A 14793-nucleotide genomic window follows, 5' to 3' on the forward strand; every position below is an offset into this window, starting at 1 on the left:
CAATCTTAACAATATGGCCATCTTTAAGCTCAACCAATCTTCCAAGCGTGCTGCAAAGTCCATTGACAGCTGGGAAGGCTCAAAACCTAAAGATCAGGTTTCCGATTGTACTAACGAGATTGCTGCTGTGTACGACGGTTCGGCTGCGACAGTCCATTACCACCGCGAAAACGGGCAACGGAAAGTGTTCGTGGCAACTTACGACCATGATCCGAAAGCAATAGACCCTAACGCCAAAGGTTAATTAGCTAGGGGTGGGAAGACTAGCCACCTCCTTCCTTGCCGAGCGAGGGAACCTTTTTTCATTAACTGAGGATTCAACGATGACCAACGCTTATACCCAAGTAAAGACCTACCTTTTCACCAACGGCAAAAGCCTGATGTTTCGATCCTGCACTGAGGAACGACTGGAGGACGCTCGATACTTCTTTTCTTCCGAATGCGGCAGCCCTGTTACTCTGATTGCTACTGGTTCAGCGTTATTAGCCGAAGACTGCTTTATTAGTCATTATCGGGATTGGTGCTGGCATGGAATCTACCGTTTTAGCCCCAGTCTGCTGCGGAAGTTTGCACCCACTGATTGGGAGTACGCGATCGCTCTCTCCAAATTCAAGTTGGCTGGTGTTCGGGTGAAATATCACAAGCTAGCTTCACGGACCACTGCCAAGATCCGTGCATTGACCGACAAAGTAGCTTCGACTTTAAGGCTGGAAGACAACTTAGATGAATTTGATGGTGAGGTGTAGGGGAAATGGAAGACCTTTCAAAGCTTATTGACGAATCGATTGAAGAACGTAACGAGCTAATCAAACAAGGTGGCACTCATGGAACTAACGGCAGCCTACTTCGCCGTCGAGTGAAGCCCAGACCTAAGGCAAAGAACCCTGATTAATCAATATTCCCCGCACTTAGCGGGGTATTTTCCTTTTTCAACACTTACCTACAAAAAAATGGTTAAACAACAGATCACCTTAGCTACTCCATACGAATCAGTCACCTATACCAAGACTGAGTTGATGACCCTTTGCCAATACCTCATCAAAGACTACTGCGATCGCACAATCCCTAAGGACACCCAAGATTACTTTGTTGCCGAGTGGGCATTGAAGCGAGTGATGCCAGGAATAGAGCCATCCCAGTACAGCGACCTAGGCTGTTTCAAGCACCGCAATGCTTACATGCTTCACTACTTTTGGCATTAAGTTGCCTGAGGTTAAGTTAACTTTGGGGGTAAACTTTTACACCAACCCACGGTATTAAGTTGCCTTGCTTGGAATATATTCTGCGCTTTTTCCGTTATTTCTTAACAGGAACTAAAAAGATAATGAAAAACTATCTTAGTTCCCAAAATCGGACTTATTGGGACTTCCGGTAATATTGTTGCGCACTAGTTGTGACTCTGGTGGGAAGTAGTTCTATTAGTGGAAATGGCAGCAACCAGGATTATCAGTACTTCCTGAGGGGGTGACAACAAGGCTGAAAAGCTTGCTATATAAGCCTTTGAGGCCAATGAACTCAGGTAAGATACAGTCCCAAATTAACTCTCGATTCATTTTCTGGAAGTTCAAACCCTTATAAATACGTCCAATGCCAGCCCAAAACCGAATGTATCTTTTTGTAACAGCTGGGCTTAACTTATTACCCAGTAAGGATTTCAGCTTGCATGTCACTCCCCCCAGCAGTACTTCAGTTCGCCTCTAGGCGCAATAGTTTTAAGCAATAGTAGAGACTTATCTGATATTTATTCAGAACTAAACGTTAATTAATTTTCACATAAAAGGTACCCTTAAGGGTACTGCGAAGCCAGAGACTTATCTGATAATCTACAAACGTATCGATTGAAATCAGGAATGAAACATGTCAATTTTGACCAGTTTAGAACAACTGCAATGGGAACTAGTTCCGTTGTCGGAATTTTGTCAACGGAACAGAGTCGAGTCCTGGGATTAGAACTAGATCGTGTGTCATGCTCACATTCAGTGAATAACTTGAAGAACAGTATTTGAATAGGAGTAGGGTTGGCATCCTGCCTCGCTCAGACAGAAAAAAGGAAAGATGTCCGTTCCACTGCTCTGCCAGCATACCTGAGATTTTTAGATAAAAGCAAAAGCGATGGGACTTGGAGGGGATAAAAAATCAGGAGATTACCTTTTCCAAGTAATAACAGGACTTATCCCCCGCTACCTCACCGTCAACTGAACAGCTATCATCTTTTCTTGGCACCAGGGGAGGGAATCAATCTGTGGTCAATCTGGGAGGAATTAACCTGTCTTTGTTCCCGGGTACGTCATCGGAGACGGCACAGGAAGTCCTTCAGATATTGGAAAATGAGGTGGTTCAGCGATTGGAAACGAGGTTGGCTTAACTATTGCTCTGGGGAGCGACAAATGAACTTCGAGAGGACTTAAGCGCCTTTATTTTCCCGGAGCGTGCAGTTAGACCTATCGCTTAGTTTTTTTACAAAAATTAACATAGTATTCTTGATTTTTTGTTATAATATTTTCCCCGTTTTATCGAGATTTATTTTCTAAATAAAATCTAAAAATATCAAAAATTAAGATGACGTATATGTTAGTTTATTTGGAGTTAATAAATTCCGCTAAATTGGGTGCATCTCACTTTTGGTATTTGACGCGGTGGTGCGTTACGGGACGGATACTGCTGGCGAAATATTTCTTGACACGCTGAAAGCCTTGATATTCCTTGTAATAGTCGAAAAACTTTTTATAGTTTTGTAACGTAATCAACGGCAGAATCAGTGTTTTGGATGTTAACTTATATTTCGTCAGCAGCATCCGGGACGGACTGTCCCAACACTTGCTATGGCTTGCCTTGCGTCTTGGCGAGCCTGTCCCTAACACACCTTACGCCACTTTACGCCACTTTTTTACAAATATGAGATGCACCCGCTAAATTAAGCACCTAAACAAAATTAATTACCTGCTACCAAGTAAAACTTTTAGTTTTGTAGAATGGAAAAATAATTTTGTGCACCTGCTTATGATTGTCTTATAGATCTTAAAATTTCACATGTAGTATAGTAGTGCAAGCCTTATTGTACAAGAATTGTAGCGAGCTTTAAAATCAGCTCTCAAAGACTGTAACAAATACAAAAAAGCATTGAAATATTTAAGATAATGTTTTTACAATTTAGATTGTTTGTGAAGGAAAACTAGTTAGGTATTGTCAGTCCATAAAATCTCTTTACTAGTTTAGTATAGGAATATTGTTAGACATGAAAAATTGGTATGACTATTTAATCATTGGAGCTGGACCTGCTGGCTTACAAATGGCATATTTTCTTCAGCAAAGTAAAAGCCAATATATTGTTCTTGATAAAGCCGAAAGTGCCGCTTCATTTTTTAGAGTCTTGCCTCGTCGCCGAGAATTGATTTCATTTAATAAAGTTCACTCCATATTTGATGACCCGGAAATCTTACTGCGGTGGGACTGGAATTCACTCCTGACTGATGACTACAGTTTTCCTTTTCGGAATTTTAGCAAGCGTCTTTATCCGCTAGCTGACGAACTAGTCAATTACTTAGAGTCATTTGCTCAGACCTACAATCTCAACATCCGCTACAACACAAATATCAGAGAAATCCGGCGAGATAACGATCGATTTTTTGAAATTTGTGACGCTCAGGGAACAATATACCAATGTCGGGTATTAATTGTAGCAACAGGATTTAGTAAGCCTTACATTCCTGATATTCCCGGCATTGAACTGACTGAGAACTACGAAACAGTGTCACTTGATTGTAATACCTTTACAGGGCAGCGTGTCCTGATTCTAGGAAAAGGAAACTCTGCTTTCGAGATAGCTGACATCGCTATGGAGACGGCAGCACAAGTCCATATTGCTAGTCCCAATTCACTGACACTGGCTTGGAAGTCTCGCCACCCTGGACATGTAAGAGCCAATCACACCAGATTGCTAGATACCTACCAACTCAAGCTTCTAAACGGTACTCTTGACTGTCATGTCAACAATATTACCCAGAATGCTGATGGGACTTTTGTCGTCACAGTATCTTATGTCCATGCCGATGGAGAAGTTGAAGAGTTAGTCTATGACCGCGTAATCCGCTGTACTGGCTTTAGGTTTGACAATAGTCTCTACGCCCCAGAATGCCGACCTAATACCCTCTTAAATGGCAGGCTTCCTGCCATAACGCCCTATTGGGAGTCAACAAATGTTTCCGATCTGTTCTTTGCCGGAACTCTCATGCAAGGAAGGGATTTTAAGCGTTCTTCATCAGCATTCATTGATGGTTTTCGATATAATATTCGCTCTTTATATCGATATCTTAAGGAACGATATAAAGGAATCAAAAGAGGAGAAAGAAAACTACAAGCAACACCAGTGACTATGAGAAAGGCTATTTTAGAAAGAGCCTGCCGAACGTCTGGATTGTGGACTCAGTTTGGATATCTTTGTGATGTTTTTGTTGTTCACCCTAACCATGAAGTTACTTGGTATGAAGAGTTACCAATACAAGCTTTGCAGGAAGGTCAATTTTATCGAGAAGATCACTATTATTCCTTAACCTTTGAATGGGGAGAATGGAACGGAGATGTTATGGCTATTGAGCGGCACCCTAAATCGTCTCAAGCTTATACAAACGTATTCTTACACCCAATACTGCGTAGATACAGTTATGGGAAATTAATCAACGAACATCACATTCTGGAAGACTTATTTGGCATATATTCTTCTTCTGGAGAAAGGGGTTCTGTTGTCAGACGTTCAGGCCGAAACATGACAAAGTATCACCAGGAAGAACACGATATACCCCTAGAAAACTATCTTGAAACACAGTTATATCCAAAAGCGATTGTTGTTTAAATAAACCTAAGTAAATCTGAAATAAAAGAGAAAAAAACAAATGAAGATTATTGACTTTCATGTCCACGTTGGAAAATTTGAGCTTTTGCGAGATGACATTCAAGAACTGTTGACCCGCAGACCGATGGAATCTAATGTCAACGTAGCCGAAGTATTTTCTAAACCAGAAATCCTAGAAAATTATCTAACTACTAATGGTATTAACCGTGCTGTATTACTAGCGGAATGTGGTCCTGGAACCAATTACACAATTGACAGTCAAATGATTGCGGAATTTGCCAAAAATAATGATATGTTTATTACCTTTGGCAGCATCAATCCTAATTATCATAACACGGAAGATGAATTTTGGAAAAGTCTCAAGTTAGGGATAAAAGGATTTAAGTTTTATCCAGCAGACCACAGCTTCAATGCTCTGAGAGACGATATGCAATTCGTCTATAAAATGTGTGAATCCTTGGGGTTACCTGTAATGTTTCATACGGGTTTAACAGCCCAAAAAGACACAGAACAAAAATTTATTAAACCCCGGGATTTTGAGCCCTTAGCAAAAAAATATCCCGATTTAGTATTAATCTTAGCTCATGGTGGAAAACCCTACTGGTATGAAGAAGCTATGACTATGGCTTTGAGTTTTCCTAACGTCTACATAGATACTGCTTTGGTAGACCCTTTGTCTTTAGACCAAGTCTTTCCTGACCTAGAAAAATTATCTCAAAAAATTATTTTTGGGTCAGACTGGCCGGTAGCTGGTAGTTACTCAGCCTTGATAGACAAATACAAACAAGCCAATATTCCTGAGTCGATTATGTCTGCTATCTTGTATAAAAATGCAGAAAAAATATTGAATGATGCGTTCAAAAAACAGGAAGATGCTGTCTCTGAAGCACTTCTAGCTGTGTCGGTCTAATAAAAAAAAACTAACAATTTGCTATTGATTGAAGCTGATAGCTCAGCAATTACTATCGTAACCATAAGGATGAACTAGGAGATTTAATGTATACAACATTATACCCAATGACCTATTACTTCTATCCCTTGTTAGAAGATAAATTTACTGATAGCTCTCATCGGGATACTTTTCGGCAAATTTTGAACAGTCCTAAACAAGCAGCAACCGAAAATTTACTTTATCTCCATATTCCCTACTGTCACGATATGTGTCGGTTCTGCCCCTTTCATGTTCGAGTTGATAAGGGAAGCGAAATTTATGACCGCTATACGGAAGCTCTTTGTAAGGAAATGGAACTAGTAGCCAAGCTTCCTTATGTTTCAGATATGTCCTTCAAAGCGGTTTATTTTGGAGGTGGATCTCCTTCTATTTTTTCCGTCAATAACTTACGCAAAATCTTTGCTCATCTCTCCAAGTGCTTTCAGATAGAGCCAAATGCTGAAATTTCTTTTGAAGGGGAACCAAAAACGCTTTCAGATCCAGCCCGACTCGATTTACTAAAAGAATACAACGTTAAAAGAATTAGCTTTGGTCTCCAAACCTATAACGAAAAAATTCGAGAATTATTTAATATCGCAGCAACGCTAAAAGATGTAGATAATTGTACCAAAAATGCTCGTGAACGAGGGTTTGAAGACATCAATGTCGATATGATGTATGACTTGCCTGGGCAAGACATCACTGCTCTCAACTATGATTTAGCTCATCTCAAAGACCACGACTTCGATAGTCTAGATTACTATAACCTTCACTACTTCGCTTTTCCTAAAAAATTTAAAATGGCCATGAAAGATGGAACAATTCCGTCTAAACCTAGCCAACAAATGCACTTCGCTTTGCAGCAACAACTGCGAACTACTCTCAAAGAGATGGGCTATTATGATGTTGCTGACCCCATCTTTGCGAAAAAACCTCAAGTCTGTGACTATTTCCGATTGATTTGGGGCGGTGGTAAAGGGGATCATTCCGCCGAGATGATTGCCTTGGGTTCATCAGCAAGAGGCTACGTCAATGGTTATTGCTACATGAATCTTGGTAATACTGAGCAGTACCTTAAAACCGTTGAAGCAGGACAACTTCCCTTAGAAAAACTATCCTTATCCTTACCTACACCAGAAAATCGAGGGGCTGCTTTCTTCGTCAAGTTCTTTGAAATTGATAAAACTCATGAAAAGGCGATTCAGTCGATTCCCCAAAATGTCTGGAATTTTTGGCGGCAAAATGGGTTAATTTACGAAACTGCCGAAAGCTGGAAACTAAGTGAAGTAGGCAAGCTATGGACAACTAACATGATGCTCGATACCTTTGAAGTTCATCAACGGGAAGCTGCCATGACTTCCTTGGGCTTTGTCGAAGACAGACCAGGGGTTCGGACTGGTAGTTTCTAAACCAGAATTTAAAGGAAGTTTAAGATGGAAAAAAGTCAGGTGCGAGTTGGTATTATTCATGCCTATCCCAATACTTATCTAATTAATAGTCTAGAAAAAGTTTGTTGTCAGCTTGTTTTATTTGTCCCCCAGCGACCTGCTTTTGACTGTAGCAATCTAGAGGCAGTGATCGAAGTTCCTCTCCATGAACCGTCTGTGGTAGTGGAAAAAGTGGCAAATTACCATCAGCAAAAACCACTCGATGTACTCCTACCAGTGTATGAAGGAGCGACAGCAATTACAGCGAAAGCAGCTGAAGTATTGGGATTGCCAGGGGTTCAATTCAGTGGCGCTCAAGCCAGCCGTAATAAATACCTCGCTTATCAAAGGTGGTCTCAACAGGAAATTCCTGTTCCCATTACTGTTCCTATTCGGGATCCTGATCAGGGATGGCAGGACATAGAAACCCATATTGGTTATCCTGCCATGATTAAATTGGCTGACTCTATGAATAGTCAAGGTGTTATTAAAGTAACCTCTAAAGACGACTATCTAGATGGGATACAACATCTTTTAAGGATGTTAGAAAGACCGGTAGATTTGGATTTACAAACTGACCGCAATCGATTAGCCTATGGAACCTCCCAAATCAAAATTATTGCCCAAGAATACTGTCCAGGAACTGAAGTAGCAGTTGATTGTATCGTCACGAAGGGCAAATCTCAGATTTTGGGAATTTTTGAAAAAGCCCCAGCTACAGGTCCCTACTTTGCCGAAAAGATGTCAATTTCTCCCACGTCTCTGAGCAAAGAAGAGGTGGAACAAGTTAGTCAAATTGCAGCTGATGCTGTTTTGGCTTTAACTGCTGATCAAAGTAGTGCTGGTCATGTCGAAATTCGGTTTACGAGCGCAGGACCAAAAGTATTAGAAGCGGGTCTCCGTCCGGGTGGGGCTTACACCGTTGCGGCAGTTGAATACCTGACAGGAATCAATCCCTATGTAGAACTTTTAAACGTTTTGCTAGGTAACGACCTCAGTGTTGTTCGCTCTAACGAAAAAGCGATTTTATACGGCGGAATAGTCATTCCTAAAAGTGGAGTTATGACAAGTGTTCAAGGGTTAGAGATATTCGAGAGCATATCAGAGCTATTGGATGTTCAAATCTTGAATCAACCAGGTGAACGAGTTTATTGTCTGCCAGAATCAGCTCAACCCCATTTTGCTTATTACCTGATTGGGGGAGCCTCTAGAGAGGAGGTTTTAGACAAGCATCGTCTGATTCAGGAAAGTATTCGTCTTGAAATTTATGAGTTCCTGGGAGAAAATAAAACCATGGAGATGGCGTTGTAAAATGAAAACTGATAGCACAGAATTCACTATCAATGGTCGGGAGGAAGTTCAGTCAGATTTTCTTGAGAATGGGCTGAAAATTATCACATCCCTTGAAACAGCCTATACTAATCCAGAAAATCATCCAGTTTTATCAAGTCCCCTGAAATTAAAGCAGAGATGGCCTAACCCTCAAAACCTTCCCGAAGATGGTTGTGACCTATCAGATATTGTAGACGAAGCCATTAAAACAATTTTTAGTGGCTACTGTAATGTTAGTCATCCTCAATACTATGGGTACATCTCTCCCAAACCTTTGCCTATCAGTGTGCTGGGAGATCTTTTAGCAGAGGGATTAAACCAAACACCAGGAGCGTGGCGTGCTGGCCCTGCTGCAACTGTGATTGAGGCAGAAACTTTATATTGGCTCAGTCAGTTTATCGGCTATGAGCAAGATGTCGGTAAAATTCCTAATGGAATATTTACCAGTGGTGGGTCAATGGCTAATGCTAGCGCACTAAAACTTGCCCGCGATACTATTCTAGGTCGGGAGGTACAGGATGATGGTCTAGTAGACAGTAAGTTGAAACCCACTGTTTATATGTCACAAGAGGGTCACTTTTCCATTTGGAAAGCTCTAGATTTTTTAGGACTGGGGAGAACTTGTTTGCGTCGCATCGAAGTTGGAAAAGACGCACGGATCGATCTCAATAAGTTAGAAGAACAAATCCAAAAAGATCGTCAAAAGGGCTATAAACCGATTTGTTTAGTTGGCACCGCTGGAACCAGTGCAACCGGTTCAGTCGATCCTCTTGATTCTCTGGCTCAGGTAGCTAAAGATTATGACATGTGGTTTCATGTTGATGCTGCCGCTGGGGGAGTATTTGCGAATATTCCAGAAACCCGCCAACACTTCCAAGGGATGAACCTAGCTGACTCAGTAACCCTCGACCCTTGTAAGTGGTTATTTGTTCCTTTTGGTATTGGTTGTTTATTCACCAAAAATGGTTCAGAGTTACTAAAAAGCTTTCAAGCAACTAGCCACTATTGGGAAGACCTTTCTGAGCCAGATTTGTTCCAAATGGGATTGCCAGGAACTCGCCAGTGGCGATCTCTAGGGCTTTGGATGGCGTTTAAACATCTCGGTTATAACGGTTATAGCAAGTTGCTGAGAAATCTGCTTTCTGTTGCTTGCCATCTCGCCCAAGCTGTTAAAGAACACAGTAGTTTAGAACTCTTACAGGAACCAACTTTACCGGTCTGCTGTTTTCGCATCGGTAAATCAACTCAATCATTGCCACTGGATACAGTTAATCATCTTGTGCAAAAATTAGTAGTAGAAAAAGGACAGCATTATTTCACAATTCTAGATTGGCAAGAGCAAACCTTTTTTAGGGTTTCTCTTAATAACTTTACCAGTAATAAGCATCACGTTGATAGCTTAATATTCGCTATATTGGAACAAGTTAATGACTTAGATAATTATCAATAAAATTAAAAGGTGTAACACTGATGATACCAATTGAAATTAAACGAGCCATGTATGGCTTCATGATGAGTCAGACACTTTTTGTGGGAGATGAACTAGGTATATTTGATTATATTGCTCAAGGAAAAGCTAAGAATATTTCTGAACTAGCACAATTGGCAGATGTCCATCCTGATGCTCTCAAACGTTTAGTCTTAGCTGCAGTTTCAATTGGTTTGCTTGAATTTAAAGATGGAGAGTATAATATTCCCGATCATTTGCAACCATTTTTAGCCCAAAACTCTTCTCAATACTGCGGGGATTCTTTCTCACATTTTAGAGAAGTATCAGTTCGTACTTTTCTCAATTTAAAAGAAGCACTCAAAGAAAATAGACCACAGTGGCAATCAATTTTTGATGATACTCAAGGGGGATCGCCTTTTACGGAATTATATAATGATCCAAAACGTCTTGAAAATTTTTTGGATAGTATGTGGGGCTTAGGTTATGCTCCAGCTCAAGAGCTAGTCCAAAAGTATCCTTTAAATCAACATAATGTTCTAGTAGATGTTGGAGGAGGAAGTGGTTCATTTGCCATTGCAGCCCTGGAAAGTTACCCTAATCTTAAAGGCATTGTTTTTGATTTACCCAAGGTGCGCCAATATTTGGAAAACAAGGCAAAACAACATGGAGTATCAGAAAGAATACAGTTTATTTCTGGTGACTTTTTTCAAAATGAATTACCGAAAGGTGATCTTTATGTATTAGGTTATATTCTTTCTGATTGGAATCAACAAGATGGAAATAAAATATTAAATAAAATTTATAATAGCTTGCCTAAAGGGGGGTTATTGATCATTTTAGAAAAGCTTTTTAGTGACGATAAAAATGGACCACTAGAAACGGCTATGATGAATCTTGCTATGCTATTAGAAACTTTTGGTCAACATTATTCTGGTTATGAGTATATCCAATGGCTACAAAAAATAGGCTTTCATGACTGTCAAATAATTCGCTCATATGGCGAAAAACATATGGTAATTGGGATTAAATAATTTAAAAAATAAAAAAATGTTAAAACTCAAAACAATATCATCATTAACGGCATTATTAATTGGCGTTGTTTCCCCACTAATTAATACTGAAAAAGCTAAAGCAGCTAGTTTTTCATCGAATTCATTTAATATTGAAACAATCACTACTGGACTTGCTACTCCCTATGCTGTCGCTATAGATAATGATGATCTAATTGTGACAGTTGATGGTGCATTGATTAAAATTGATCAGTCTGGAAATATTTCGACACTAACATCTTTAGCCCCCGGTGTCCCCTCTGATGCCATTGTCTTTGGTTCCGATTATGTTGTTATAGAACCAGCCGAGCCTCCTGCACCTACTTCTATATTACGAGTTACACCGACTGGAGATGTTAGCGAAATCAGGGAAATTGCCAGGGATCCAATCGGATTTGGCGATCCCATTGGTTTAGCTATCCAAAATCAAGATTTAATTATTGCTGATTTTAATCGTGTAAATAACGATCCTTTTATTGGTGATGGTCGTTTACTTCGATATTCTAACCAAACGAAAAACGTGTCAGTAATTGCCTCATCAAATCTTGGTGGTGCAGCAGAAGTTTTTGTAGATGGTGAAAATTTCTGGGTCACAGATTTTACGTTTGGACGTTTGCTATTTGTGACTGCCAATGGTGATGTTAAAGAAATTGCAACAGACTTGGGACAACCTTTAGATATTGAATTTGATGGTCAATATTTCTTAATTACTGACTTTGCTAATGGGTTCGAGACTCCAGGAAAGGGAAGAATTTTAAGAGTATCCAAAACAGGGCAAGTAGAAACATTATTAAGTGATATTGGGAACCCATCAGGATTGGCTATTGATGGAGACGATCTTCTCTTTACTGATATTGTTGATGGGAGAGTAGCAAGAATTGAGGGAATTTTAGCCACACAAAATGTTCCTGAATCCTCTTCTAATACAACTTTAATAATTTTAGGAGTCATTAGTGGCTATACCCTGTTGAAACGAGAATCAAAAAATAATTAACTAAGGTAACAACATCTGGCTGCAACAAGCCACAATATTCCTAGAACATATATCTGGCACGTTCTCAACAAGGGCTGGGTGGGCACTGCCAACCCTACTATAAAACATAATGGTGTTCAAACTATAATCTTTTCAAGAATATTGTGGTTCCAGATGTAAAAAAAACAACTGTTTATTATGAACACAGTTCAACTTAAAAGGCTAAAAGCTAGAAAAGGAGCAAGGAAGCGTTCTGAAATTCCTAATGAAGTTTTATGGGCACTCAACCACGGAAAAATCGAGACCGTAAATCTCGTCGAATGGTTAGCCATTGATATGCCTTTTTTGCTTCGGAATAGTCTTACAGAAATAGGTTGGGAAAAGCAAATTGATAATTTGTATGATCAGAGCTTGAAACTTCAAGACCAAGGCATTACCAAGGGACTCAAAGGCATTGGCAAAATACTCTTTCAAGTTCTAGAAGAAGAGGAAAACCGAACGGACATTTTTGAAACTTTGGCTAGTCATACTTCTGACATGGTTAGAGCTTGGGCTGCTTTTAGTATAGCTGCTGACCAGACTATATCCTTACCCCAGAGGTTAGAAATAATGCGTAGGTTCGCCGCTGATTGCAGTATATCTGTCAGAGAATGTGCTTGGGATGCCCTTCGATCCTATCTTGTGGAGGATTTAGCTTATAGCTTCGATTTACTAATGGAGTGGGTTAAAGATGAAGACCCCAATATTCGACGCTGTGCGGTAGAAGCTACTCGTCCTCGTGGCGTTTGGTGTAAACATATTCCAACTTTGAAGAAAAACCCCGATCCAGGTTTGACCATATTAGAATTTGTTCGTTCAGACCCCAGTAATTATGTGCAGCGTTCGGTTGCTAACTGGTTGAATGATGCGAGCAAGTCTACTCCAGATTGGGTAATAAATACCTGTTTGCGGTGGCGAAAAGAATCTCCAACAAAGGAAACAAATTGGATTATTAAACACGCTCTTAGGACTCTCAAAAAGCAGAATCTTTTATCCCAAGACGTTCAAGGAATAGCAATTAAGTAATTTGTAAACCTAAGTAGCCAGTTGTCAACCCCTTAGTGTCAAGTAGGAATAGGTGATGAGTTTATTACCAAAATACATTTCTCATTCAGAAGTAAGAGACATATTTAGCTCTCGCTTGAATCAGATTATTCAAGAATCATTAAAAAAAGAGCTACCAGAAATTGAAACTGAATTAGTTGCAAATATTGCTGAAAAAGAGTCTACACTAATTATCAAGACCTTAACTGAATCAATAGAAGATGTGATCAATCAAAAAATCAAAAATCTTTTGAATCAAAAAGTAGGATGGTAATTGTTAAATTATTGATGCAATGATTTTTAAAATCGACGTTTAAAATCATTTTTTTGTCTGTAAATCTGTAAATTTGATTTGCAGTATTTTTCATAACTATTAGGTGCGCTTGACCCATTAATAATTAAATTCGCCATCGGTCGCACCTGAGGTACACAGATTTTTCCCCTGCTCCCTCTTCCCCTCCTGGGAGAGGTAGGGGTGAGTTTCTCTTCTGTTTTTCCTGCTCCGAGATTTGCTGTTCCCTAAAACCTAGGGTGCGCTTTCCGCATTAAGAATTAAATTGGCCACGGGTCGCACCTCAAAAATCTGTAACTCACCCAATTTACAACTGCTATATCGATAATAAAATCATCACAATTTTATGAAAAATATAAATTTCAAATCTCATCAAATAGCTCCAATGGCAGCAATTTTAACTGTCTGGCTAACCTATATGGTAAATACTAATCAATGGGATTTATTTATTCACAATTGGTTCATGTCGGTGACCATGATGTTTGCCTCTTTTATCGCTGGAGCTACAGCGGAAGGAGGTGGGGCTGTTGCTTTCCCCATTATGACTATAATTTTTCAGATTGAACCAGAAGTAGCGCGTAATTTCAGTTTGGCGATTCAAAGTATTGGCATGACCTCAGCAGCCTATCTAATTTTGACGAGAAAAATACCCATTGAAAAAAACTATTTATTATTATGTAGTTGGGGAGGAATTGGGGGAGTTATTGTAGGAAGTTACTATATTGCTCCTCTGATTTCTCCTCCCTATGCCAAAATGTTCTTTGTCTCTCTATGGTTAAGTTTTGGCATAGCTCTTTTTTATTTAAATATGAATAAATATCGTTCAGTTTTCGAGACACTTCCGCCTCTTTCATCAGGAGAAAGAAAACTTTTTATTTTTTTGGGTTTCCTAGGGGGAATAGTAGTTTCAATTGTGGGAAGTGGAATTGACATTTTAACTTTTTCAGTGGTAACAATTCGATATCGCCTGTCAGAAAAAGTGGCTACTCCTACAAGCGTCTGCCTGATGGCGGGAAATACCATTGTCGGATTATTTTTGCATCTTTTCTTTCTTCATGATTTTGGAATTCAGGAATTTAAATACTGGTTGGTTTGCATTCCTGTGGTGATTTTAGGTGCTCCTTTAGGAGCATATTTTATTAGCAATTGTTCTAGAAAATTTATTACTAATTTTCTGTACTTTATTTTGTTAACTCAATTTTTTGCAGCCTTATTAGTTATCCAACCAACTGGTGGGTTGGCTTGGTTTACTCTGAGTATTTTGATTAGTGGGTTAATAGTATTCCTTAGTTTGGCTGTATTGGCTGAAAAAAGTAAGCGTTCAGGGGGTAGAAGATCTTTCAAAAAAAATGGCAGCGAGAATATGCTAAGGTAAGAAACATGGAACAGCAGCGTCCAAACTATATA

14 protein-coding genes are annotated in these 14793 nt (G+C 39.5%); all 14 read left to right on the forward strand.

Annotated elements, in window-relative coordinates; all coding sequences use genetic code 11:
* The first annotated feature begins 13 nt into the window (after positions 1-13).
* Positions 14-244: a hypothetical protein gene (locus tag F6K49_RS14455; protein WP_293025660.1), complete on the forward strand. Its 231-nt coding sequence runs from the start codon at positions 14-16 to the stop codon at positions 242-244.
* 136 nt (positions 245-380) lie between these two features.
* A complete protein-coding gene (locus F6K49_RS14460) occupies positions 381-746 on the forward strand; it encodes a hypothetical protein (protein ID WP_293025658.1) in 366 nt (121 codons plus the stop codon).
* A 5-nt stretch (positions 747-751) separates the two neighbouring features.
* Positions 752-892: a hypothetical protein gene (locus F6K49_RS14465; protein ID WP_293097630.1), complete on the forward strand. Its 141-nt coding sequence runs from the start codon at positions 752-754 to the stop codon at positions 890-892.
* A gap of 58 nt (positions 893-950) precedes the next feature.
* Entirely contained in the window at positions 951-1202 is a 252-nt protein-coding gene (locus F6K49_RS14470; protein WP_293025654.1) for a hypothetical protein, read from the forward strand.
* Positions 1203-3235: 2033 nt separating this feature from the next.
* Positions 3236-4849: an NAD(P)-binding domain-containing protein gene (locus F6K49_RS14475; RefSeq protein WP_293097633.1), complete on the forward strand. Its 1614-nt coding sequence runs from the start codon at positions 3236-3238 to the stop codon at positions 4847-4849.
* Positions 4850-4889: 40 nt separating this feature from the next.
* Positions 4890-5759, forward strand: coding sequence for an amidohydrolase family protein (locus tag F6K49_RS14480; protein ID WP_293097636.1), 870 nt, complete (start codon positions 4890-4892; stop codon positions 5757-5759).
* Positions 5760-5845: 86 nt separating this feature from the next.
* On the forward strand, positions 5846-7189 hold the full coding sequence (locus F6K49_RS14485; protein ID WP_293097639.1) for a radical SAM protein: 1344 nt from the start codon (positions 5846-5848) through the stop codon (positions 7187-7189).
* Positions 7190-7213: 24 nt separating this feature from the next.
* Positions 7214-8518, forward strand: a complete 1305-nt coding sequence (locus F6K49_RS14490) for an ATP-grasp domain-containing protein (RefSeq protein ID WP_293097642.1) — start codon at positions 7214-7216, stop codon at positions 8516-8518.
* A gap of 1 nt (position 8519) precedes the next feature.
* Complete coding sequence (locus F6K49_RS14495) at positions 8520-9989, forward strand: aminotransferase class V-fold PLP-dependent enzyme (protein ID WP_293097645.1); 1470 nt, start codon at positions 8520-8522, stop codon at positions 9987-9989.
* Positions 9990-10009: 20 nt separating this feature from the next.
* On the forward strand, positions 10010-11020 hold the full coding sequence (locus F6K49_RS14500) for a methyltransferase (RefSeq protein WP_293097648.1): 1011 nt from the start codon (positions 10010-10012) through the stop codon (positions 11018-11020).
* Positions 11007-12032, forward strand: coding sequence for a hypothetical protein (locus F6K49_RS14505; RefSeq protein WP_293097651.1), 1026 nt, complete (start codon positions 11007-11009; stop codon positions 12030-12032). The genes F6K49_RS14500 and F6K49_RS14505 overlap by 14 nt, the downstream gene beginning before the upstream one ends.
* 177 nt (positions 12033-12209) lie before the next feature.
* Positions 12210-13076 (forward strand): DNA alkylation repair protein, encoded by an 867-nt coding sequence (locus F6K49_RS14510; protein WP_293097654.1) that lies wholly within the window; start codon positions 12210-12212, stop codon positions 13074-13076.
* 55 nt (positions 13077-13131) lie between these two features.
* Positions 13132-13368, forward strand: coding sequence for a hypothetical protein (locus tag F6K49_RS14515; protein ID WP_293097657.1), 237 nt, complete (start codon positions 13132-13134; stop codon positions 13366-13368).
* Between the two features lie 364 nt (positions 13369-13732).
* Entirely contained in the window at positions 13733-14761 is a 1029-nt protein-coding gene (locus tag F6K49_RS14520) for a sulfite exporter TauE/SafE family protein (RefSeq protein ID WP_293097660.1), read from the forward strand.
* Positions 14762-14793: the final 32 nt, after the last annotated feature.

It is taken from the genome of Moorena sp. SIO3I6 (assembly GCF_010672095.1).